At 71.1% G+C, this 23,113-nt stretch carries 20 protein-coding genes and 3 tRNA genes; 17 read left to right on the top strand and 6 right to left on the bottom strand.

What is annotated here, in order from left to right; all coding sequences use genetic code 11:
- Positions 1–190 precede the first annotated feature (190 nt).
- Together ACH4RC_RS34750 and ACH4RC_RS34745 are read right to left on the bottom strand one after the other, a co-directional pair.
- A complete protein-coding gene (locus ACH4RC_RS34750) occupies positions 191–829 on the bottom strand; it encodes an ATP-binding protein (protein ID WP_398207945.1) in 639 nt (212 codons plus the stop codon).
- A 73-nt stretch (positions 830–902) separates the two neighbouring features.
- On the bottom strand, positions 903–1,733 hold the full coding sequence (locus tag ACH4RC_RS34745) for a glycerophosphodiester phosphodiesterase (protein ID WP_398207944.1): 831 nt from the start codon (positions 1,731–1,733) through the stop codon (positions 903–905).
- Between the two features lie 321 nt (positions 1,734–2,054).
- On the opposite strand from ACH4RC_RS34745, the gene ACH4RC_RS34740 reads away from it, so the two are divergent.
- Entirely contained in the window at positions 2,055–3,518 is a 1,464-nt protein-coding gene (locus ACH4RC_RS34740) for a S1C family serine protease (RefSeq protein ID WP_398207942.1), read from the top strand.
- A 73-nt stretch (positions 3,519–3,591) separates the two neighbouring features.
- Positions 3,592–3,676: transfer RNA gene (locus tag ACH4RC_RS34735), tRNA-Ser, on the top strand.
- A gap of 65 nt (positions 3,677–3,741) precedes the next feature.
- Here the strand turns inward: ACH4RC_RS34735 and ACH4RC_RS34730 are convergent.
- Positions 3,742–4,155 (bottom strand): Imm10 family immunity protein, encoded by a 414-nt coding sequence (locus tag ACH4RC_RS34730; RefSeq protein WP_398207940.1) that lies wholly within the window; start codon positions 4,153–4,155, stop codon positions 3,742–3,744.
- 353 nt (positions 4,156–4,508) lie between these two features.
- Between ACH4RC_RS34730 and ACH4RC_RS34725 the strand changes: the two genes are divergently transcribed.
- A complete protein-coding gene (locus ACH4RC_RS34725) occupies positions 4,509–4,910 on the top strand; it encodes a hypothetical protein (protein ID WP_398207939.1) in 402 nt (133 codons plus the stop codon).
- A 23-nt stretch (positions 4,911–4,933) separates the two neighbouring features.
- On the opposite strand, the gene ACH4RC_RS34720 is transcribed toward ACH4RC_RS34725, so the two are convergent.
- Positions 4,934–5,827, bottom strand: coding sequence for a bifunctional DNA primase/polymerase (locus tag ACH4RC_RS34720; protein ID WP_398207937.1), 894 nt, complete (start codon positions 5,825–5,827; stop codon positions 4,934–4,936).
- Between the two features lie 362 nt (positions 5,828–6,189).
- Here ACH4RC_RS34720 and ACH4RC_RS34715 point away from each other — a divergent pair, with 362 nt between their 5' ends.
- The 9 genes from ACH4RC_RS34715 (at position 6,190) to ACH4RC_RS34675 (ending at position 15,394) form a co-directional block, all read left to right on the top strand.
- Positions 6,190–6,501 (top strand): hypothetical protein, encoded by a 312-nt coding sequence (locus tag ACH4RC_RS34715; RefSeq protein ID WP_398207935.1) that lies wholly within the window; start codon positions 6,190–6,192, stop codon positions 6,499–6,501.
- Positions 6,502–6,687: 186 nt separating this feature from the next.
- Positions 6,688–7,905, top strand: a complete 1,218-nt coding sequence (locus tag ACH4RC_RS34710) for an acyl-CoA dehydrogenase family protein (protein ID WP_398207934.1) — start codon at positions 6,688–6,690, stop codon at positions 7,903–7,905.
- A gap of 5 nt (positions 7,906–7,910) precedes the next feature.
- Positions 7,911–8,981, top strand: coding sequence for a bifunctional MaoC family dehydratase N-terminal/OB-fold nucleic acid binding domain-containing protein (locus ACH4RC_RS34705; RefSeq protein WP_398207933.1), 1,071 nt, complete (start codon positions 7,911–7,913; stop codon positions 8,979–8,981).
- A gap of 1 nt (position 8,982) precedes the next feature.
- Positions 8,983–10,062 (top strand): acyl-CoA dehydrogenase family protein, encoded by a 1,080-nt coding sequence (locus tag ACH4RC_RS34700; protein ID WP_398207931.1) that lies wholly within the window; start codon positions 8,983–8,985, stop codon positions 10,060–10,062.
- A 29-nt stretch (positions 10,063–10,091) separates the two neighbouring features.
- Positions 10,092–10,634 (top strand): acyl dehydratase, encoded by a 543-nt coding sequence (locus tag ACH4RC_RS34695; RefSeq protein WP_398207959.1) that lies wholly within the window; start codon positions 10,092–10,094, stop codon positions 10,632–10,634.
- The gene (locus ACH4RC_RS34690; RefSeq protein ID WP_398207930.1) at positions 10,631–11,797 is read left to right on the top strand and encodes a lipid-transfer protein; all 1,167 of its coding nucleotides are present in this window, start codon (positions 10,631–10,633) and stop codon (positions 11,795–11,797) included. The genes ACH4RC_RS34695 and ACH4RC_RS34690 overlap by 4 nt, the downstream gene beginning before the upstream one ends.
- A 67-nt stretch (positions 11,798–11,864) precedes the next feature.
- The gene (locus ACH4RC_RS34685) at positions 11,865–12,749 is read left to right on the top strand and encodes a DUF1906 domain-containing protein (RefSeq protein WP_398207929.1); all 885 of its coding nucleotides are present in this window, start codon (positions 11,865–11,867) and stop codon (positions 12,747–12,749) included.
- 237 nt (positions 12,750–12,986) lie between these two features.
- Complete coding sequence (locus ACH4RC_RS34680) at positions 12,987–13,622, top strand: SigE family RNA polymerase sigma factor (protein ID WP_398207927.1); 636 nt, start codon at positions 12,987–12,989, stop codon at positions 13,620–13,622.
- A 131-nt stretch (positions 13,623–13,753) separates the two neighbouring features.
- Positions 13,754–15,394 (top strand): long-chain fatty acid--CoA ligase, encoded by a 1,641-nt coding sequence (locus ACH4RC_RS34675; protein ID WP_398207957.1) that lies wholly within the window; start codon positions 13,754–13,756, stop codon positions 15,392–15,394.
- A gap of 71 nt (positions 15,395–15,465) precedes the next feature.
- On the opposite strand, the gene ACH4RC_RS34670 is transcribed toward ACH4RC_RS34675, so the two are convergent.
- Positions 15,466–19,743 (bottom strand): PAS domain-containing protein, encoded by a 4,278-nt coding sequence (locus ACH4RC_RS34670; protein WP_398207925.1) that lies wholly within the window; start codon positions 19,741–19,743, stop codon positions 15,466–15,468.
- A 203-nt stretch (positions 19,744–19,946) separates the two neighbouring features.
- Entirely contained in the window at positions 19,947–20,528 is a 582-nt protein-coding gene (locus tag ACH4RC_RS34665; protein ID WP_398207924.1) for an SSI family serine proteinase inhibitor, read from the bottom strand.
- Positions 20,529–20,694: 166 nt separating this feature from the next.
- Here ACH4RC_RS34665 and ACH4RC_RS34660 point away from each other — a divergent pair.
- From ACH4RC_RS34660 to ACH4RC_RS34640, 5 genes are all read left to right on the top strand, one after another.
- Positions 20,695–20,785: transfer RNA gene (locus ACH4RC_RS34660), tRNA-Ser, on the top strand.
- Between the two features lie 227 nt (positions 20,786–21,012).
- Positions 21,013–21,085, top strand: a tRNA-Arg gene (locus tag ACH4RC_RS34655).
- Positions 21,086–21,177: 92 nt separating this feature from the next.
- On the top strand, positions 21,178–22,083 hold the full coding sequence (locus ACH4RC_RS34650) for a DUF2797 domain-containing protein (protein ID WP_398207922.1): 906 nt from the start codon (positions 21,178–21,180) through the stop codon (positions 22,081–22,083).
- Complete coding sequence (locus ACH4RC_RS34645; RefSeq protein WP_398207920.1) at positions 22,070–22,204, top strand: hypothetical protein; 135 nt, start codon at positions 22,070–22,072, stop codon at positions 22,202–22,204. Before ACH4RC_RS34650 ends, ACH4RC_RS34645 begins: the two co-directional genes overlap by 14 nt.
- Entirely contained in the window at positions 22,185–23,108 is a 924-nt protein-coding gene (locus ACH4RC_RS34640; protein WP_398207918.1) for an amidohydrolase family protein, read from the top strand. The genes ACH4RC_RS34645 and ACH4RC_RS34640 overlap by 20 nt, the downstream gene beginning before the upstream one ends.
- Positions 23,109–23,113 lie beyond the last annotated feature (5 nt).

Genomic DNA, 23,113 nt, shown 5'->3' with positions numbered 1-23,113 from the left:
TGAACACCACCATTGGCCCCAGCCCACCCGCGGCGGCGTCCAAGCCGTCCGTATCCAACGACCCCAACCCGCGAATCCGTAAAACAACGGCATTGAGCCTAGCCGTTCGTACCGACACCGGGGGACACGCTTCGGGCCGCCGCGCCCGACCAGGCTCCTCGAGCTCCGCGACGGGCTCGCGACACAGTGCTCAGCCCAAGTCGTCGAAGGCGTCCGCGAGATCCAGGCCCACCAGTTCCGCGGCGGGCGGTGAGGCGATGCGGGCCGCGAAGTCGTCGCGGCGGTGCACCGACGTCTCCGCGTGCACGTCCTTGTGCACGACCACCCAGACGGTCACTTCGCCACGCGCGTCGTCGCGCACGCCCCAGTCGTCGGCCAGAGCCGTGATGATGTTGAGTCCGCGGCCGCCGCGCGCGGTCACCGACGGAGTGGCCGGAACCGGTCGGGTCGGGCCACCGCCGTCCGTCACCTCGACCGTGAGCCGGCCCCGGTCGTCCACCTCCCAGGTGACGCGTACGTCCCCGTCCTCTTTCATGTCGTCGCCCAGCGGTCTGCCGTGCCGGCACGCATTACTGAGCAGCTCGGAAAGGATCAGAACCGCATCGTCGACGATCGACTCCGGCACTCCGCTGCATCGCAGCTGATCACGCATCCGGTGTCGTGCTTCCCCCACGCCCGCAGGGCCATGGGGTACGGCCATGCACGACGACGCAGGCACCTCCTGTGCCACCACAAACGCCACCCCCGAGACCTCCTTTGCCCCACGCCACGGTGTGGATGCCCCAATGGACTGGACCGGAAACCGGCCAAACGGCCCTCGGTGGCGCACTCGAAACGATCGAACACGGAGCGAACGCGCCGGAGCACTCCTTGTGACGAATGGCGGCGAAGGTGGCCGAAAATCATCCCCGTCCGAGGTGCTTCAGCACCGCCGCCGGCCGGTTGGTGATGATCGCGTGCACGCCGAGGCGGACACAGAGGTCGACATCCTCGGGTTCGTTCACCGTCCACACGTGAACCTGGTGCCCCGCGCGCGTGAGCTTCTCGATGTACGCGGGATGGCTGCGCACGATCCGGATGCCGGGACCCGCGATCCGCACGCCCTGGGGCAGGCGCCCCTCGCGGTGGCGGGGCGAGACGAACTGCATCAGATAGACGGTCGGCAGGGTCGGTGACGCCTCCTGGATGCGCAACAGGGAACGGGCCGAAAAACTCATCACGCGCACGCGCGAGGGCTCGTCCGGCGACGGCGCATCCAGGCCGAATCGCTTGAGCAGGAGCAGCAGCCGCTCCTCGACCTGCCCCGCCCACCTGGTGGGGTGCTTGGTCTCGATGGCCAGCTCGACCCGGCGTCCGGCGTCCACGACCAGTTCGAGCAGCCGCTCCAGGGTCAGTACGGAGGTGTCGGCCGCGTTCCCCGCCCAGTCCGGGCTTTCCTCCAGATCCCTGCCGCCCTTGAGCTCCTTCAGATCCTTCCAGGAGCCGAAGTCGAGGGCGGCCAGATCGGCGAGCTCCAGGGCCGAGACGGCTCCGCGACCGTTCGACGTACGGTTGACGCGCCGGTCGTGCACGCAGACGAGATGGCCGTCCGCCGTGAGCCGTACATCGCACTCGAGGGCATCGGCACCGTCCTCGATCGCCTTCTTGTACGCGGCCAACGTGTGCTCGGGGGCGTCCTGCGAGGCACCGCGGTGGGCGACGACCTGGATGCGTTGCTGTCGTGCGTGGGTCACCGCGTCATGGTGCCACCGCGCGCGTGGGCAGCGAGAAAGTTCGGCCTAGCGGATGCGTCCGTTTCGCCCGGCATAAAGGATGGCAGCGGACGCACAGGAACGCCTTATGGTGCCCTGACGGCCGGTGGGAAAAGCTGAGCGCGTACAACTGCACACCTGGCCATACAACTGGTTCGTGACAGGACCATGCCGGTAATACGGGTGACAGTGGCTGCCCGAGCGCCGCTGTGAAGACCGTACGAGACCGGGCGGAGCGGCGCTCAAGGACGAGCGCCCACCCAGTCCGACCGGCGACGAAGCCGTGGATCGAGGAGAGAAGCTGTGAGCACCGAGAACGAGGGCACTGCGGTCCCACCGGCCCCGTCCGCACCTCCCGTGCCGGTGGACGCTCCCGCTGCTCCCGCCGCACAGACCCCGCCCGCACCCGGGCAGACGCCGTCCGGCGCCGAGGGCGTCCGCTACGACGACACGATGCGGCAGGGCGCGACGCCGCCCGTGGGCCACGGGGCGCCCGGCGCCGAGGCCGGTTCCCCCGAACCCGGGCCCGCGCCCGCCGGGGACTGGCCCCCTCCGCCGCCGGCGGTCCCGTCGTACGCGGGCGGTGACGGCGGCAATCACAACTGGGGCGCTTCCTACCAGCCGCCGCAGCCCAAGCCGGGCGGCCGGCGCGGCGGGCTGCTCGCGGGGGTCGTCGCGGCGGCCCTGATCGCGGGCGCCGTCGGCGGCGGCGTCGGCTACTGGGCCGCTGAGCGCGACGACAGTGCGGGCACCGGCTCGACGACCGTCTCCGCCTCGAACCCCGCTGACCTCAAGCGCGACCCCGGCACCGTCGCGAACGTGGCGGCCAAGGCGCTGCCCAGCACGGTCACCATCGAGGCCGAGGGCAACAACGGCGAGGGCGGCACCGGCACCGGCTTCGTATACGACAAGCAGGGCCACATCCTCACCAACAACCACGTGGTGGCGGAGGCCGTCGACGGCGGCAAGCTGTCGGCCACGTTTTCGAACGGCAAGAAGTACGACGCCGAGGTCATCGGCAACGCGCAGGGTTACGACGTCGCGGTCATCAAGCTGAAGAACGCGCCCAGCGACCTCAAGCCCCTCACGCTCGGCGACTCCGACAAGGTCGCCGTCGGCGACTCGACGATCGCGATCGGCGCGCCCTTCGGCCTGTCGAACACCGTGACGACCGGCATCGTCTCGGCCAAGGACCGTCCGGTGGCCTCCAGCGACGGCTCGGGCAGTAGCAAGGCCTCGTACATGAGCGCCCTGCAGACCGACGCCTCGATCAACCCGGGCAACTCCGGCGGACCGCTCCTCGACGGCAACGGCCATGTGATCGGCATCAACTCCGCGATTCAGTCCGCGTCCAGCGGCGGCCTGGGCGGCGGCTCGGGCCAGGCCGGTTCGATCGGCCTCGGCTTCGCCATCCCGATCAACCAGGCCAAGATGGTCGCCACGCAGCTCATCAGGACCGGCCAGCCGGTCTACCCGGTGATCGGCGCCTCGGTCTCCCTGGAGGAGGGCACCGGCGGCGCGAAGATCACCGAGCAGGGCGCGAGCGGCTCGGCGGCGGTCACGGCGAACGGCCCGGCGGACAAGGCCGGCCTGAAGCCCGGCGACGTCATCACCAAGCTGGACGACTCCGTGATCGACTCGGGTCCGACCCTGATCGGCCAGATCTGGACGCACAAGCCGGGCGACACCGTGAAGCTCACCTACACGCGCGGTGGCCAGGAGCGCACCACCAACGTGACGTTGGGCGAACGCAAGGGCGACAGCTGACCGACCCCGTTCCGCGACCCGCTACCCTGGTCCCGCGCCACCGCATCGCCGTTCAACGGCTTCGGGGGCGCGGGGTGGGTTGCCCGAGCGGCCTAAGGGAACGGTCTTGAAAACCGTCGTGGCGCGAGTCACCGTGGGTTCAAATCCCACACCCACCGCGCAGGTTGAAGGCCCCTGACCAGCACCATCGGTCAGGGGCCTTCGTCGTCTCAGCTCCGCCTCGCTACGCACTGATCCATCGGGGACGGGCGTCCGGGCGTCCGTACCGAAGGACGCGCGGCAGGACCGCACGCAGGCGGGCCAGGTCCTCTGCCGGGGCTTGAAGCCGCGCCTCGACGACAGGGTCGGTCAGTCCGAGGTCGTCCAGCGACTCGGGAGACAAGGACACCCGCAGCACGTCATCGTCCAACCGGACTTCTTGTACACAGCCATAGGCAGTGCCCTGGTCAGGTGTGATGAGGCAATGCGTGTTCATGCCCAACGACACTTCCTGTGCGTCGGGCTCGTCGAAGTCGCACATGAACAGCAGCGAGAACGCGTCCTCGTCGTCCGACTCCGCGACGCCTGCCATCAGGCAGTCGTCCGCGTCCGGATCGTCAAGCCCGCACGCGATCAATGCCGTGAACCTGTATGTCATGCAGGTGTTCTAGCGCTGAGGTCTGACAGGGAGCGGGCATAGTTCATGGTGAGAGGCGGCAGGAGCGGGTGTGTGACGTGAGGGATGTCCCCCGGATCATCGACCCCGCCTTGCCGGGCGTCGGGGGCCCTGTAGAGCGGGTCTGGTACGCCTCCTACGGTTCGAACATGCATCGCGACCGGCTCGCCGCGTACATCCAAGGTGGCCGTCCAGCCGGGGCTGGGCGGATGTACCCCGGCTGTCGCGACACCGCCATGCCGGCCCGCACCGTGCCGGTCGAGCTGCCAGGAGCGCTGTACTTCGCTACGAAGTCTCCGGTGTGGGGAGGGGGACGCGCGTTCTACGACCCTGGGATGACAGGGCGCGTGCTCGCTGTGGCGCACCTGGTGACGGCGCAGCAGTTCGCCGACATTGCCGCGCAGGAGATGTACCGGGAGCCGGGTACGGACCTCGACCTGTCCGGAGCGGTGACGGGAGGCCGCGCGGTGATGGGCGCAGGGCGGTACGAGACGCTGGTGTGCGCGGGCCGGTTCGGCGGGGTGCCCATACTGACGTTCACCGCGCCTTGGGGCCAGGACGACGTCCCCTGGGTCGCGCCGTCCAGCGCCTACCTGCGCTTCCTCGCGACTGGCCTCCTTGCCGCGGAGGCATGGACGGTCGCAGAGATCGCGAGCTACGTCACCGCGTGCCCCGGCGCGACAGGGCGCTGGACGCAGGAGCGCGTGACCGACCTTCTGCGCAAGGAGGCGGACTGAGCAGCGGGGCCGAGCAACAGGTACTACCTGCACGCAGTCAGTCGCGCCGCCGAGGCGATCGTGGAGCGCGCCTCCCGGTCCGTCAGGCCCGTGCGGATCGCGGCGTCCACCAGGGACTCGGTGAGGGTGGCGCCGAGACCGCTCTCGTAGGCGCGGCAGGCCGCCCAGAAGAGGCGGGTGTTGCGTTGCCCTTCATGGGCGCCGAGGACGAACTGGACGAGGCCCAGACCGTGCTGTCCCGGTCGGCCCGGATCCGGGTGGTGCGTGCGTGGAGGGGGCGTGAGCAGCCGCAGGAGCGTAGGCGGGCAGGGTGCGGGCGGCAGATGGGCGGTGCCCGGCACGGTCGCATAGACGCCGTGTTCGGTACGGGACCCGGGCCCGACCAGGTAACCGCCGGCGCCGCGGATGTCGATAGCCGGGGCGAGACGGCCCGCGGAGTTGGGCACAACGACGTGCGGCGGACCGGACAGCCATAGGTGCCGGCCGCCGCTCGGCGTGGCCACGACCACCGTGTCGGGGATCGTGAAGAGATGGCGTAAGGCCAGCTCACGCAGGGACGCGGAGGAGTTGGTACCGGTCTTGGTGTCCAGGTCGACGCCGATCAGGTGGTGCGGAGGAAGGCCACACGCGATGCCGTATCCGGTCGCCCTGGGCGCGGCGGTGAACAGCGCGCGGATGCGGCGCGGATCGGTCGTCGCGTCGTACACGCCATGACCGGCGAGGCCGCACTCGCCGTGGCAGCGCGGGGCCGACGGAGGGTCGTTGCGGTGCGGCGAGGGCAGCGCAGGCAGCTTGGTGTGGGAGAGCGGGAAGACGGCGAAGCCGCGCGCGGCGGCAGACAAGGCGTGCGCGAGCGCCAGGGTCGCGGGGGACGCGGTCGGAACGTAGGGCGGGGAATGCCGGTCGGTCGGAGCCATGAGCCTATTTTCGTACGAGTGTTCGAAGAAGGGAAGGTGGACGGGTCGGCTGAGGGTCTGTTCGCCAAAAATGTGCCGAAACGCTTCCTCGCTTGCGGCGACTGGGTTGTGATCACCCGGTCGGAGGTGTGCCTGGTGAAATGCTGCTATGTGGGGCGGAAGCAGGTTTATCGACATGTCCTCACGCTTGCGAGGGAAAAGCGCTGAACGGGGTGGTCCGGTGGAGATTCGGTGGGCAACTCTGGTCTCGCGACGTCGTGCACATCACTGGGGCGGTCGGCCAACTGCCCCGAAGCTTCCCGTACTTACCGGGCGCCGGATATCCGTCCGTGCCTCGGAGTACCGCCCTTCTGGAGGAAAACATGGCTTCCATCCGTACTGCTCGCGTTCTCGCCACCGTCGCCGCTCTGCCCCTTGCCGCGGCCCTGTTCTCCGGGGTGGCGACGGCCGACAACGGCTCGTTCGCGGACGACGGATCGAACGCGGGGGTGGCGACGGTCTCCGGCAGCGGGGTCGGACACAACAACAACGGCAACTCGTCCACCACGCAACAGCAGGCCGTCGGCGACGGCGCCTCGAACCAGAACAACAGCGCGCAGGTCAACGGCTCCGGTTTCACGGCCATCGAGCAGACCAACGCGCGCTACGTAGTGAACTTCTCCGATCTCTGGTGAGCTGACGGCCCCTGCCGGCAGGGGCCTTCCTCGGGGTGCGTGACAACTGCGCGGCGGTGCTTCGGCGCCGCCGCGCAGGCGTGTCAGGGGGCGCTGCCGGAGCTTGGTCCTTCTCCTTGACACTCGTACGGGACCTGACGGACAGTCAGGAAACCTTGTCGTTCGAGGTCCGGGAGGGCCGCCGCCGTGCACCTCGCCCCCACCGAGCGCCAGCATGCGCTGCGTGCCGAACTGCGCCAGAGCTTTCGTGCGTTGATGCCGCAGGGCCCGCCCGCGGCCGACGACCTCGCGGGGCAACGCCGAGTGCTGCGGCGCATGGGGGCGGAGGGGCTCCTGGGGCTCGGCTGGCCGGTCGCTTATGGCGGACAGGGGCGCGGCCCCGACGAACAGTTCGTGTTCTTCGACGAGGCGTACCGCGCGGGCGCGCCGGTCTCCATGGTCACGCTGAACACGGTCGGTCCTACGTTGATGAAGTACGGGACCGAGGAGCAGAAGGCGTACTTCCTGCCCCGGATCCTCAGCGGCGACCTGGTCTTCGCGATCGGTTACAGCGAGCCGTCGGCCGGGACCGACCTCGCGGCGCTGCGGACGCGGGCCGTGCGGGAGGACGCCACGGGTGACTGGCTCGTGGACGGCCAGAAGATCTTCACGTCGAACGCGCAGAACGCCGACTGGATCTGGCTTGCCTGCCGCACCGACCCCGAGGCCCCCAAGCACCGGGGCATCTCGATCATCCTCGTGCCGACCGACGCCCCGGGATTCTCGTGGACCCCGATCGAGACGGTCGGAGGACAGACCACGACGGCCACGTACTACGACGGAATCCGGGTCCCCGGCGCACATCTGGTCGGTGCGGAGAACGGCGGCTGGCAGCTGATCACCAACCAGCTCAATCACGAACGGGTGGCGCTCGCCGCGATCGGGATGCAGGCCGAGGACTTCTTCGACCAGGTCCTGGCCGCGGCGCGCACGCCCGATCCGGTGACGGGCGAGCGCCGCGTTGACGCTCCGTGGGTCCGGTCACAGTTGGCTGAGGCGCATGTCCGGCTGGCGGCAACGCGCCTGCTCAGCTGGCGTCTGGTAGGGGCTGTCGGGGCGGACCGGCTGAGTCCGGGGGACGCCAGCGGCGTGAAGTTCGCCGGAACCGAATCGGCGGTCGAGGTGTACCAGATATGTCAGCGGGTCGCGGGTGAGGTCGGGTGGCTGCGGAGGGGGTCGCCCGGGGCGTTCGGGTCGGGCGGTGGTGTGGACGCGGCGGGCGGTGGCGCCCACGTGGTGGGGGACGGGGAGCTGGAGCGGATGAATCGGGCGGCGCAGATCAACACGTTCGGGGGCGGGGTGAGCGAGGTGCAGCGGGAGATCGTGGCCACGATGCGGCTCGGGATGAAGCGGGGGAAGCGGTGAGCGGCATGGCGGTGGAGGTGGAGCAGGAGATGTTGTCCTACGAGAGGTTGCGGGCGTTCGAGGGGCTGGCCGCTGCCACGGCCGGCGAGGGCAGGGACCCGGTCAACGCACCGATGATCCGGCACTGGTGCGAGGCCATGGGCGACACCAACCCGGCGTACGAGGGGTCGGACGCCATAGCACCGCCGACGATGCTGCAGGCGTGGACGATGGCGGGCCTGTCCGGCTACGCGGGGCGCTCGGGGGCCTACGACGATCTGCTCTCGCTCCTTGACGGGGCTGGGTACACCTCAGTGGTCGCCACCGACTGCGAGCAGGAGTATCTGCGCCCGTTGCGGCCCGGCGACTCGATCGGTTTCGACGCGGTGATCGAGTCGGTGTCACCGCTCAAGACGACGAAGCTGGGTGCGGGGCACTTCGTCACGACGCGGATGGATGTCCGGGCGGGAGGGGAACTCGCTGGGACCCATCGCTTCAGGATCTTGAAGTACGCGCCGAGGCAGCGGGGGGCCAGCCCTCCGGCATCGTCGTCGGGGACAGGTTCCGCGTCCGCGTCGGCATCCGGATCCGCGTCCGCGTCTACGTTGGCGTCCGGAACCGGAACCGGAATCGCATCCGGAACCGGAATCGCATCCGGAACCGGAACCGCATCCGGAACCGCACCGAGGACAGCGCGCCCTCGTCCCGTCATGAACCGTGACAACAAGGGGTTCTGGGACGGTGTGGCAGCCCGTTGTCTGCTCATCCAGCGCTGCGGCGACTGTGCCGCGCTGCGCTTCCCCTGGCTACCGGGGTGCAATGGGTGCGGCAGTCAGGAGTGGGACACGGTCCGGGCGAGCGGTGAGGGCACGGTCTTCAGCTACGTCGTCATGCACCACCCGCCCTTTCCTGCCTTCGAGCCTCCGTACGCGGTGGGTTTGATCGAGCTGGCCGAGGGCGTGCGCATCGTCAGCAACGTCGTCGGGGTGCCCGCTGAGGAGGTACGCATCGGCATGCCGGTGCGGCTCGAGTTCCTGCGCGTGGACGCGGAGTACGAGCTGCCCGTGTTCCGGGTTCTTGAGGGTGGTGAGGCGTGAGATGGACTTCACCCCCACCACTGAGCAGGCGGCGGCCCGGGACCTGGCCGCGCAAATCTTCGGCGACCTCTCCACACCGGAGCGGCTCGCGCGTCTCGGCGGCGCCACGGACAGCGAACTGTGGAAGGCGCTGACGGATGCCGGCCTGGTCGGCGCCGTGGAGGAGACCGGGCTGCTCGGGCTCGTGCTGATGCTGGAGGAGCAGGGCCGGACGACGGCTCAGGTCCCGTTCGCCGTTCACTGTGTCTACGGGCTGCTCGCGGTGGCTGCCCACGGAAGCGAGGAACAGCGGAAACGACTGCTGCCGGGTCCGCGGGAGGGCTCGGCGGTGGTGACCGGGGCCTTCTCGGGGCGCGCCGGTGTCGAGGTGAGCACCACTGACGAGCCGGGGCGGGCACGGCTCACCGGGGCTGTGCCGTGGGTGCCCTGGTTGCGGGACGCGACGCACGTACTGGTGGCGGTACGGGACGAAGCCGCGTCCGCTGCCCACAGCCTGTGGATGATGCGGACGGCGGACACGCGGTGCGAGCCGGTGGAGCTGACCGCACCGTGGTCGGCCGGGCGGCTCGTGCTCGACGGGGCGGCTGCCGAGCGGATCGGAGGCCCGGCGGCGTACGAGGAGGTGCGGGCGGTGGCGCGGACGGCGTTCGCCGGGCTGCAGGCAGGTGTGTGTGCCGGGTCCTTGGCCAGGGCGGTGGCGCACACGAACCAGCGGGAACAGTTCGGCATGGCTCTCGCCGCCAAGCAGGGCGTGCAGCTCAGGGCCGCGGAAGCGCACATGGATGTCGAGGCCATACGGGTCACCGCGTACGAGGCGGCCTGGCGGCACGATGAGGGGCTCGCCTACCGGAATCAGGCGCTGACCGCCTCGTGGTGGGCGTCCGAGGGAGGTCGGCGCGTCGTGCATACGGGCCAGCATCTGCACGGCGGGGCAGGTGCCGATCTAGATCACCCGGTGCACCGGCACTTCTTGTGGGGGCGGCAGATGGACGGGTACCTCGGCGGAGGCCCCGAGATTCTGGAGGAGCTGGGCGGGCTGCTCGCCGCTCCGGAAGTGCGGGCGGAAGGAGAGCGCGTATGAGCGGCGACGAGGCACTGCGCGAGGCGTTGCTGAGGCCGGGCGCGGAGCTGCCGCCGCTGGAGATCCCGATCACCCGGACATTGATCGTCGCCGGGGCGATCGCCTCCCGCGACTACCAGGACGTGCACCACGACGCGGAGACGGCCCGGCAGAAGGGCTCGCCCGACATCTTCATGAACATCCTCACGACGAACGGGCTGGTGGGCCGCTACATCACCGATCACTTCGGACCCGCGGCGGTGCTGAGGAAGGTGGCGATACGTCTTGGGGTGCCCAACTACCCGGGGGACATCATGGTGCTGACGGGGACGGTCACGGAGGTCGTGAAGGCCGAAAGCAGCGGTGCCACAGCCACAGCCACAGCCACAGCCACAGCCACGGCCACGGCCACGGCCACGGACCTGTACGTGCCCCCTGCCACAACCACAGCCCATGTGAGAGTCACCGGCAGGAACGGCCTCGGCAACCATGTCACCGGCACCGTGACCATCACTGTGCCTACAGCAGTCACCATGCCTACAGCAGCCACCATGCCCACAGCAGCGCCCACAGATGAGGGGAGCCCCTCATGAGTGTGCGCGGCCGGGACCGACTGGGCGGCAAGGCAGCTGTCGTCGGGATCGGGGCGACCGAGTTCTCCAAGAATTCCGGGCGCAGTGAGCTGAAGCTCGCGGTGGAGGCGGTGCACGCGGCGCTGGACGACGCGGGCCTCTCCCCCGCCGACGTGGACGGCCTGGTCACCTTCACCATGGACACCAATCCGGAGATCACCGTGGCGCAGGCGACGGGGATGGGGGAGCTGTCCTTCTTCTCGCGGGTGCACTACGGCGGTGGCGCGGCCTGCGCGACGGTGCAGCAGGCAGCGCTCGCGGTCGCCGCGGGCGTGGCCGAGGTGGTGGTCTGCTATCGGGCGTTCAATGAACGGTCGGGCAGACGGTTCGGCTCGGGGGTGCGGCACCGGGAACCGTCGGCGGAGGGCGCGGCGCTCGGCTGGAACCTGCCGTTCGGGCTGCTCACCCCGGCGTCCTGGGTGGCGATGGCGGCGCAGCGGTATCTGCACGCGTTCGGGCTGACCCCGGGGGCGTTCGGCCACGTCGCGGTGGTGGACCGCATGTACGCGGCGACGAACCCGGCCGCGTACTTCCACGGCAAGCCGATCACTCTCGCCGATCACGAGGCATCGCGTTGGATCGTCGAACCGTTGAGGTTGCTCGACTGTTGCCAGGAGACGGACGGGGGGCAGGCGATCGTCGTCACCAGCGTCGAGCGGGCCCGCGATTTGCCGCACGTACCCGTCGTGATTGCCGCCGCGGCGCAGGGCGCGGGCCGGGCGCAGGAGCAGATGACCAGCTTCTACCGGGACGATCTGACAGGGCTGCCCGAGATGGGCGTGGTGGCTCGGCAGCTGTGGCGAACGGCCGGGGCGGGGCCCGGCGACGTGGACGTGGGGATCCTCTACGACCACTTCACACCGTTCGTGCTGATGCAGCTGGAGGAGTTCGGGTTCTGCGCGCCCGGTGAGGCAGCCGGGTTCGTGGCGGAGGAGCGGTTGCCGATCAACACGCACGGCGGCCAGTTGGGAGAGGCCTATCTGCACGGGATGAACGGCATAGCGGAGGGGGTGCGGCAGCTGCGGGGCACTGCTGTGAACCAGATATCCGGCGCGGCCACGGCTCTGGTCACCGCTGGCACCGGCGTCCCCACATCGGGTCTGATTCTGCGGGCGTACGGCTGAACGGGGCGCGTGTCCCCGGTCCGTGTGTGAGAGCGGCCCCTTCACTCGGTCCATGGATCGACAAAAGATGATCATTGGACTTGTGGGGCTCGCCCTGAGCCTCGGCGCGCTGCCCGCGACCGCGGCGGACGGAGCGCCGAAGGCCACCGCGATGAAAGCCACCGCGATGGAAGTCACCGCGGTGAAGGCCACCGCGACGAGGGGGATGGCGGAGTCCACCCAGTGGGGCCCCGAGGTGCGTACCTTCACCGGCTGGGCGTTCGACGTGTGCAGGGCGCCGTCGCTGGACAGCATGGAGCGCTGGCGGGCGTCGAACTACCAGGCGCTGGGCGTCTACTTCGGCGGCCGGGGGCGGGCGTGCCGGCACCAGCCGGAGCTGAACCGGACGTGGACACGGCAGGTGAACACCATGGGGTGGGGGATGTTGCCGGTGTACGTGGGGTCGCAGTCACCCTGCGTCGCGGCGCAGCACAAGAAGGGGGTGCGGATCGGGAAATATCCGTGGGGGCAGGGGGTGCAGGAGGCGCGGGACGCGGTCCGCAGAGCAGCGGCGCTCGCTATCGCGCGGTACAGCCCGCTCTATCTGGACATGGAGGCCTATAACTATCGGAAGCCGAAGTGCGCGCACACGACGCTGACGTTCGTGCGGGCCTGGAACAGGGAGGTGCGACGGTACGGCTATGTCCCGGGGTTCTACAGCAGCGCCGACTCGGGGGTGCGGCACATGGAGATCGCGCGGCGGGCCGGGGTGCGGGATCTGCCGTCGGTGATGTGGTTCGCCCGCTGGAACAGGAAACCGCATCTGTACCGGGAGCCCTCGCTGTGGAAGTACGCGTGGCATCCGCAGCGCAGGATTCACCAGTACGCGGGGAACGTGAAGGAGCGGCACGGCGGCCGCACGATGGTGATCGACCGGAACCTGGTGAGCGCCCCGGTGGCGCGGATCGGGTGAGGGGGCAGCGAGTGAGGGGGATCGGGTGAGGGGGAGGCGGCCACGGCGGTCCCTGTGGACATACTCTCCCGTAGTCGTACGCTCGGGGTGCGGTTCTCAGGGCCGGACCCTCAGGGTCCTCACCCCCTCCTCCACCTTCAGGAGGTGGGGATACCACCCCTCGTACAACCTGAGGCGGACGTGGCTTCGGGACCTCCGGCCGATCCGCAGGAGTGGGGCCGCTCATAGCGTGGAGCCATGACCGCAACCCTGGCGCCTGTCTGCACCAGCGCATCGAAGTCGGCGACGCGAACCCCGGCGGGAACGCACACCGCGCACCCGGCGCACCCCGCGCACAGCGGGCACTCCGCACCGGCCGTCCACCCCGGGCAGTCGGCCTACCCGTCCTTCGCTTCGTACGTCCGGGCGCGCCAGCCCGTGCTGCTGCGTACGGCCCGGTCACTGACCGCTAATCCGTGCGATGCCGAGGATCTGCTGCAGACGGCGTTGGCGAAGACGTACGTCGCCTGGGACCGGATCGAGGACCACCGGGCGCTCGACGGTTATGTGCGCAGGGCTCTGCTGAACACGCGGACCTCGCAGTGGCGCAAGCGCAAGGTCGACGAGTTCGTCTGCGACGAGCTGCCGGAGCCCGCGACCCCGGTGGCGGCGGACCCGGCCGAACAGCAGGCGCTGCACGACGCGATGTGGCGTGCCATCACGAGGCTGCCCGCGCGGCAGCGGGCGATGGTCGTCCTGCGGTATTACGAGGATCTGAGCGAGGCGCAGACGGCGGAGGTGCTCGGGGTCTCCATCGGCACCGTCAAGAGCGCGGTCTCGCGGGCGCTCGGCAAGCTCCGCGAGGACCCTGAGCTGCTGCCCGCGCGCAGCTGAGCACGGTGGTCAGCGGGCGGATGCACTGATCGATCATTCCCGGGAGTAGTGACATACCGCCTGGTATGCAGTGAGAATCGGCGGAACCCTACTGCTCCGTAGCGCCCCGGGAGGACGCCGTGCTGAGCACGATGCAGGACGTACCGCTGACCGTCACCCGTCTCCTCACGCACGGGGTGCGTGTGCACGGCACCTCGCGGATCACCACATGGACGGGCGAGGGTGAGCCGCACCGCCGTACGTTCGCCGAGGTGGGAGCCCGTGTGGCCCAGCTCGTGCACGCGCTCAGGGACGACCTCGGGGTGCGCGACGACGATCGTGTCGCGACCCTCATGTGGAACAACGCTGAGCATGTCGAGGCCTACTTCGCCGTCCCCGCGATGGGCGCGGTCCTGCACACGCTCAATCTCCGGCTGCCCGCGCAGCAGCTGGCGTGGATCGTGAACCACGCGGCCGATCGCGTGATCATCGTCAACGGCTCACTGCTGCCGCTGCTCGCGCCGCTGCTGCCCGGCCTGGAGACGGTCGAGCACATCGTCGTTTCCGGACCCGGAGACCGTTCGGTGCTTGAGGGCGCCGGTGCGCAGGTACACGAGTACGAGGAGCTGATCGCGGGGAAGCCGACCGCGTACGACTGGCCGGAGCTGGACGAACGTTCGGCCGCCGCCATGTGCTACACCTCCGGCACCACGGGGGATCCGAAGGGCGTCGTCTACTCGCACCGTTCGATCTACCTGCACTCCATGCAGGTGAACATGGCCCAGTCCATGGGCCTGACCGACTCCGACACCTCGCTCGTCGTCGTCCCGCAGTTCCATGTGAACGCGTGGGGGCTGCCGCACGCCACGTTCATGACCGGTGTGAACATGCTGATGCCGGACCGTTTCCTGCAGCCGGGACCGCTGGCCGAGATGATCGAGGCCGAACGGCCCACGCACGCCGCCGCCGTCCCCACCATCTGGCAGGGACTGCTCGCCGAGCTGACCGCGAAGCCGCGCGACGTATCGACGCTCACCCAGGTCACCATCGGCGGCTCGGCATGCCCGGCGTCCCTGATGAAGGCGTTCGACGACCTCGGTATGCGGGTCTGTCACGCCTGGGGCATGACCGAGACGTCGCCGCTCGGCACGGTGTCGCGGCCCCCGGCCGGGGTCGAGCCGGACAGCGAGGAGGAGTTCGCGTACCGGCTCACGCAGGGCCGTTTCCCGGCCGGCGTCGAGGCGCGGCTGAGCGGACCCGGCGGCGAGATCCTGCCCTGGGACGGCGAGTCCGCGGGTGAGCTGGAGGTCCGCGGCAACTGGATCGCGGGCGCGTACTACGGCGGCGTGGACGGGGAGCCGCAGCGCCCCGCCGACAAGTTCAGCGAGGACGGCTGGTTGAAGACCGGCGACGTCGGCACGATCAGCCACGACGGCTACCTCACCCTCACCGACCGCGCCAAGGACGTCATCAAGTCCGGCGGCGAGTGGATCTCCAGCGTGGATCTGGAGAACGCGTTGATGTCGCACCCAGATGTCGCCGAGGCCGCAGTCGTCGCCGTTCCCGACGACAAGTGGGGTGAGCGTCCGCTCGCTACGGTCGTGCTGAAGGAGGGCGCGAGCGCCGACTTCGAGACGCTGCGTGCCTTCCTCGCCGAGAAGGTCGCCAAGTGGCAGCTGCCCGAGCGCTGGACCATCATCCCCGCGGTCCCGAAGACCAGCGTCGGCAAGTTCGACAAGAAGGTGCTGCGCAAGCAGTACGCGGACGGGGAGCTGGCCGTCACCCAGCTCTGAGCACCAGCTGCTCTCAGCGCGCCGTTTCACGTGAAACGAGGGCCGCCCGTAACGGGCGGCCCTCGGTCGTGTCAGTTGGTGCCGATCCTCGCCAGCAGGTCCACGATCCGGCTCTGCACCTCGGTGCTCGTCGACCGCTCCGCCAGGAACAGCACCGTCTCCCCCGCCGCGAGCCGTGGCAGGTCGGCGTGGTCGACGGCGGCCGTGTAGACGACGAGGGGCGTGCGGTTCAGCTGCCCGTTGGCGCGCAGCCAGTCGATGATGCCCGCGCGCCGACGTCGTACCTGGAGCAAGTCCATGACCACCAGGTTCGGCCGCATCTGGCCCGCCAGCGTCACCGCGTCCGCGTCGCTCGAGGCTCGCGCCACCTGCATCCCGCGCCGTTCAAGGGTGGCGGTCAGGGCGAGCGCGATCTCCTCGTGCTGCTCGATGAGCAGGACCCGGGGCGGGTGCTGCTCACTGTCGCGCGGCGCCAGCGCCTTCAGGAGGACGGCGGGATCGGCCCCGTACGCTGCCTCGCGCGTCGCCTGTCCGAGGCCCGCGGTCACCAGGACCGGCACCTCGGCCGCGACGGCGGCCTGGCGCAGCGACTGCAGCGCGGTGCGCGTGATCGGCCCGGTCAGCGGGTCGACGAAGAGCGCGGCCGGGAACGCGGCGATCTGCGCGTCGACCTCCTCGCGCGAGTGCACGGTCACCGGACGGTAGCCGCGGTCGCTGAGCGCCTGCTGCGTCGTCACGTCCGGCGCGGGCCACACGAGGAGCCGGCGCGGGTTGTCGAGCGGCTCCGGGGGCAGCTCGTCGTCCATGGGCTGCGGCTGCGGCCTGACGGCGACCTCGACGGCGCCGCCCGGACCGTCCAGCGGCTCGGGCCCCTCGTCGGCGTCCTGGTCGGGCGCGCCGATCGTGTAGGAGCGGCCCTGGCCCTCGGACGCGTTCGGCGGCAGCAGAGGAGGCTGCGGCTGCGGATGCGGCCGGGCGGTCGCGCTCCGAGCAGGGGGCGGTGTGGCCCGGCGCGGCTGCGACGGCGGCTGCGCGATGCCACGCGGCGGGGTCTGCGTCGCTCCCAGGCCCGGCGTCTGCGGTTCGGCGGCGTCGTTCTGCTCGGGACCGGTCGACAGCCTGCGCCGCCGACCCGAACCGCCACCTTGCGACTGACCGCCTTGCGACTGACCACCCTGCGACTGACCGCCCTGAGACAAGCCCCCCTGGGACTGGCCCCCTTGCGACTGGCCCTCCTGCGGTACACCCTGCGGCGGCGTGGCACCGGGTCGGGCGGGCGGCTGCGCCGGAGCGGGAGCGGTCCCCTGCGGACGTCGCTGCTGGTCAGCGGTGCGCCGACCGAACGGCACTCCCTGCCCGAGCGTGCGCACGCTGAACGCGCGGCCCTGCGTCGAGTTCGTGTCACCGGCCGGCTGCTGCGGGGCCTCCGCGGGCAGTGGCTGGGCGGCACGCGGCCGCGGCGCGTTCTCCCGGGGCAGGGGGGCCGGGGCGGGCGTGCCCTGCGCCGGGTGCGGCTGCGGCGGCGTGTGGTCCTCCGCCAGATGTGCTGCGGCGGCGTGCTGCTGAGGCTCGTCCGGCGCCGCCACGGGCTGCGCTCCAGCGCCCTGCGCCGTTCCGGGAAGGGGTGTACCAGAAGCAGGAGGGGGCGTACCGGGAACAGGAAGGGGCGTACCGGGAAGGGGCGCGCCGCGGCGTCGCCCACCGCCGACAGCACCCGGCTGTACGTCATCAGCCGCGTCAGCCGAGTTAGCCGAGTTAGCCGCGTCCGCGCCCTCAGCGGCGTCGGTCACCTTCCGCTGTACGTCCAGGGGGGCGGGCCCGGGCATGGCCGCGAGCCTGGCCGCGGTGTCTGCCACATCGAACGGTACGGGTCCGGGAGCGGCCGCCTCCGGTGCCCGGTCGGCCTGCGCGGGGGGCAGGGCGAACACCTCGCGGGGCGCCGCCTCGTCCGTGGTCGCCGCGGCCTGGGCGGTGCCAAGGGCGCGCCGCGCCCGCCGCCCGGAAGGCTGCCCGGTGCCTGCACTGGCACCGGCTCCCGTGCCCGCCAGCTCGAGTTCGCCGTGGTGCGGACCGGACTCCTGCGCGGAACCGGACGGCAGCGCGGGCAGCGCCGCCTGCTCCGGGTCGCCCGCACGCCGGGCGCGTCGGCCGGTGGGCGCGGGCACGCCTTGCGGCGGCACCGTCTGACCCAACGCAGGGGAGCCTGCCGCGTGTTCGGCCGCCGTCAGCACGGCACCCTCGGCCGCCGCACCGGCCTCGGCGGAACGTGCCCGCCGCCGCCCGGTACCGCTGCCGGAAACCTCGGGGCCCGCCTCGGCCACGGGTGCCACGGGCTGCTCGTGCCCTTCCGTCGCGCCGACCGGCTCGGCGGCGCGCCGCCCGCGCCGACGGCCCGTACCGCCGGAGGGCCCGCTCTCCGTCTGCGCCTCGCCGCTGTCCAGGAAGGAGTCGACCGAGGGCCCGGCAGCGCGCCTGGCCCTGCGCCGCCCGCCGCCCGTGGCGGCGGTGGCCTGCTCGGGAAGGCCCGCGACCAGATCGGTGACCGGCTCGGCGACCGGCTCGGTGACCGGTGCGGCGGCTGGCTCAGTGATGGGTTCGGCGTACGGCTCGGCAGGGGCCGGAACGACTCCGGCGCCGCTGCCGATCGGCACCTCGAGCACGTACGCGCTGCCGCCCATGCCGGGCATCTCGTGCGTCTGCAGTACACCGCCGTGCGCCCGGACGATGCCCCGCACGATCGGCTCGTGCACCGGGTCGCCGCCCGCGTACGGGCCGCGCACCTCGATGCGTACGGTCTCGCCGCGCTGTGCCGCGGCCACGACGACGGTCGAGTCGACGTATCCGGCGCCCGCGGGGACCCGCGCATTGCCCGTGGCGTCGATCCCGGCGACGTCGGCGATCAGGTGCGCGAGCGCGGTGGCGAGGCGGCCCGCGTCGACCTCGGCCTCGATCGGCGGCGCGTGCACGGCGAACTGGACGCGTCCGGGTCCGATCAGCTCCACGGCCCCGTCGACCCCCGCGGCGACGACGGCGTCCAGCATCACCGGCGTACGGAGGAGCCGCTCGCCGCCCGCGTCGAGGAGCTGGTAGGCGAGCACGTTGTCGACGAGGGTCGTGATGCGGGAGTAGCCGGCGGCCAGGTGGTGCAGGACCTGGTTGGCCTCGGGCCACAGCTGCCCGGCGTCGTCCGCGGCCAGCTGGCCCAGCTCGTGCCGCAGCTCGTCGAGGGGCCCGCGCAGCGACTGGCCGAGGACGGCGAGCAGTTGGGAGTGGCGGGCGGCCAGCTCCTCGAACCGGTCCTTCTCGCGCTCGGCGAAGGCGGCGCCGCGCTCGCGCTCGGCGGACAGCTCCTCGGCGTGCTCCTCGCGCGCGGCGGCCAACTCGGCGCCCAGCTCCTCGCGCGTGGCGGCGAGTTCGGCGCCCAGCTCCTCGCGGACCCGCGCCAGCTCGGCGGCGTGCTCCTCGCGCTCCTGCTCGGCGGCCTCGTCGCGCCGGGCGAGCTCCTCGGTGTGCTCGGTGACGAGCTTCTCGTACGGGCGACGGTCGGTGAAGGTCATGACGGCGCCGACCAGTTGGTCACCGTCACGAACGGGCGCCGTCGTCATGTCGACGGGCACCTTTTCGCCCTTCTTGTTCCACAGCACCTGGCCGCGGACGCGGTGCTTGCGTCCGGAGCGCAGGGTGTCGGCGAGGGGCGACTCGGCGTACGGGAACGGATCGCCGTCGGGCCGCGAGTGCAGGACGAGCGGGTGCAGCTCCTGCCCGCCGAGATCGCTGGCGCGGAAGCCGAGGATCTGCGCGGCGGCCGGGTTGACGAGGACGATCCGCCCGTCCGTGTCGGTGCCCACGACGCCTTCGGCGGCGGCCCGCAGGATCATCTCGGTCTGTCGCTGCGAACGGGCCAGCTCGGCCTCGGTGTCGAGCGTCCCGGAGAGATCGCGGACGACGAGCATCAGCAGCTCGGACCCGCTGTACGAGGTGCCGCCCGTGCTGTACGGGTCCACGGCGTCCCGGGCGCCGTCCGCCACGTTCGCGCTGGTCACCTCGACGGGGAACTCGGTGCCGTCGGTCCGCCGCGCGATCATCCGCGTCGGCTTCGTCCGCCCGCGCTCGTCGGTGACGGTGTCGGGGCTGCGCATCGAGCCAGGGATCAGCCGGGAGTCGAACTCCGGCAGCAGGTCGAGCAGTCCGCGGCCGACGAGGGCCGTGCCCGGGGCCTCGAAGGCCTCCAGGGCGATCGCGTTGGCGTTGACCACCGTCCCGTTGGTGTTGACCAGCACCAACGCATCGGGAAGTGCATCGAGTATGGCTGCGAGGCGAGCAGCGCCTCGGGATGGCCTGCTGCTCACGACGACGCTTCCTCCCTGATCCACCGCGGCTTGCCGACCGTGCGGGCCATCTTGCCTCGCGGCCCGCAGCGTGTCACGGGAGGGAGTCTACGGGCACCGGTTGTCATCGCGGCGCCGGATGAGAGGGAGCCCACGTGGAGGGGTGGAGGTTGTGCGGACCCCGTGCACGCCGGGTCGGGGCGATGTGACCGCCTGACCGACGGTCACGACGCCGTCGCGGGCAGCACGGGGATCATCCGGTGCCACCGGGAGATCTCGCAGCCGTTGGTCAGCTTGTACGTGGCGTCGACGGGCCGGCCGTGCCAGGTCCCGGTGATGTGCGCGGTGGCGTCGCCGCCGTACTGCATCGTGCAGGCCGTCCCCTTCGGCACCGGCGCGAACGGGTCCTGCCCGCTGTGGTCGAGCTCCTGGAGCCGGTCGCAGGCGGCGGCCGGGTCGGTGTGGGTGCCGCCTGCGGGGCCGCACTTCAGTTCGTGCGTGCCGTCGCTGCTGGTGCCCGAGTCGGTGACGGAGACGGTGAGGCGGTCGCCCCCGTCGCCGAGGTTCCCGAACCCGTCGCCGATGCCGCCGAACGTGCCCGGGTCCATGAGCCCGTCGAGCGAGCCGAACGGGGACGGTGGCACCCGGGTCGGTCCGGTGTCGGCGTGCGCGGCGGCCGGAACGGCGGCGAGGGCCGCGGCCGAGGCGACGGCGGTCAGCAGGAGGCGGGGAGCGAGACGGGGCGCGAGGCGAGGAGCGAGACGGGGCCCGGGGTGGGAGGAGAGTCGGGAGGAGAAACGTCGCATCAACATGCCGTGCTTAACGCGCGCCCCGCCATGACGTTGCGCTCCGCCCCGGGGCTTTGCTCTCCGGCCTGCCCGCCTAGTACCGTGGGGGGCGATTGGTGACGCGGCGCTCAGCTGTGTCATCATCTGCACGCACCGATTCGCGCCAGCGCGGAGCGGTTGTGCTGGAGGCGTCGCCTAGTCCGGTCTATGGCGCCGCACTGCTAATGCGGTTTGGGACTTAAATCCCATCGAGGGTTCAAATCCCTCCGCCTCCGCCCCAAGATCGAAGCCCCGGTCCACATGGACCGGGGCTTCGGCGTTTCCGGGGCGCCCGCGACGTGGCCCCGGCCCGGGGTGCGCCTGTGACCGCAACCGCGTTTCCGCAGGTCACAATGGGTGCGCCTAACGGATTTCACATGACGGCGGCAGTCATGTAATGTTCTTCCTGTCGCCGGGAACGAGCCGAAAGGCAAGGGGCCGGAGACAAAAACTGAAAAGACAAGCACTCGTAGCTTAACGGATAGAGCATCTGACTACGGATCAGAAGGTTGCAGGTTCGAATCCTGCCGAGTGCACACAGTGAAGAAGCCCCCGGAGATTCTCCGGGGGCTTCTTCGTGTGCGCGGTGGGCGGGGGCGTTGTCAGTGGGGCGCGGCATGCTGGGGGCATGACGTGGTGGTGCACCGGGATGCGGTGGGGCGGGGGGCGGCCCGCGTTCGGCTGGATGGGGGAAAGGGGGGAGCGGGAGAGCGTCGTGCGGCTCGGGGAGCCGGTGGCTTTCCGGGTCGGTGGGGCGCGGCGGTGTCTCGGGGTCTGGCGCGGTGGACGGCGGGCCGTCTGTCCGGGGTGGGAGGACGTGCCGGTGCGGGGGACGCGGGCGCAGTGCGGGGCGTGTGCCGGGATCGACCGGGCGCACTCCGTCGCCGCCGACACCATGGCCGATGATCCGCGGCCGTACCACGTGTATCTGGCCTGGTTCGGGGACGGGCTCGTGAAGGCGGGGATCACGGGTGTGGGGCGGGGCAGCGCGCGGTTGCTGGAGCAGGGGGCCGTGGCTTTTACGTGGCTCGGGCGGGGGCCGCTGATGGCGGCTCGGCGGGCCGAGGAGCTGCTGCGCGTGGCGCTCGGGGTGCCCGACCGGATCCCGTACGAGCGCAAGCGCGGTGTTCGGGTGGGGCTTGTGCAGGCGCGGGGGTGGAGCGAGGAGCTTGCGCGGGCGCATGCCGTTGCCGTGCGGCTCGGGGACGGACCGGGCGGGGGCGGGTGGCCCGAGGCGCTCGAGCCGTTGCCGTGTCGGGTCGTCGAACACGCCGAGGCGTTCGCGCTGGCCGCTGTCGACCGGGTCGATGCGGTTGTGGCCGGGCTCGCGGAGGGGGCTGTGGTGGCCGGCACCGTCGTCGCGGCCGCCGGGCCCGATCTGCATCTCGTCGAGGCGGGTGGGCGGCGGCTCGTCCTCGATACGCGGGTGCTGGCGGGGTGGCCGTTGGAGGGGGCGCCGGTGGGAACGGACGTTGCGGGGGTCGAGGTGCGGGAGGTGCCTGTGGTGCGAGGGGTGCAGGGTGGGTTGTTCTAGCGAGTGGCGGGCCGTCGGGGAGCACCGGGACGCGCAGAAGCGTGGCCGGGCCGAGTGGTACGAGCAGTGCACCGTGCACATCGCCGAAGTGGAGCGCAGCCATGGGTTCGTGCGTGACTGAGTCGCAGGGCGGGGAGGGTGAGGCTGCGCTTGTCGCCGGCTTTCTGCGGCGGCATCAGCTGCCTGGGCTCGTCGACGTGCACACCCATTTCATGCCCCAGCGGGTGCTCGACAAGGTGTGGGCGTATTTCGACGCGGCCGGGCCGCTCGTGGGGACCGTGTGGCCGATCACGTACCGGGAGGAGGAGCGGGAGCGGCTGGCGCGGCTGCGCGGGTTCGGGGTCACTGCCTTCACCTCCATGCTCTATCCGCACAAGGCGGGTATGGCCGAGTGGCTGAACGGGTGGGCCGCCGACTTCGCCGCGCGGACGCCCGACTGTCTGCACACCGCCACGTTCTATCCCGAGCCGGGCGTGGAACTGTATGTGCGGCAGGCCCTGGAGCGAGGGGCCCGGGTCTTCAAGGCACATGTGCAGGTGGGAGCGTACGACCCCAACGATCCGCTGCTGGATCCTGTGTGGGGGCTGCTCGCCGAGGCAGGGGTGCCGGTCGTCGCGCACTGCGGGTCGGGGCCCGCGCCCGGCGCCTTCACCGGGCCCGGACCCATGGCCGAGGTGCTCGCCCGGCATCCGCGGCTGCCGCTGATCGTCGCCCATATGGGGATGCCGGAGTACAGCGAGTTCCTCGACCTCGCCGAGCGGTACCCCGAGGTGCGGCTCGACACGACCATGGCGTTCACCGGCTTCAGTGAGGCGCGGGCGCCGTTCCCGAAGGGGGAGACCGGGCGGCTCGCCGAGCTCGGTCTCGGCGGGCGGATTCTGCTCGGCAGCGACTTTCCCAATCTGCCCTATCCGTACGTGCATCAGCTGGAGGCCATCGAGGGGCTCGGGCTCGGGAGTGCGTGGGTGCGGGCGGTGTGCCACACGAATGGCGCCGAGCTGTTCCTCGAGCCGCCCCCGCGCTAGGCCCC

Origin of the sequence: Streptomyces sp. NPDC016845, from assembly GCF_044332585.1 — a bacterium.
In the GTDB taxonomy this organism is placed as follows: domain Bacteria; phylum Actinomycetota; class Actinomycetes; order Streptomycetales; family Streptomycetaceae; genus Streptomyces.
This window is presented reverse-complemented; position numbering and strand designations above follow the sequence as displayed.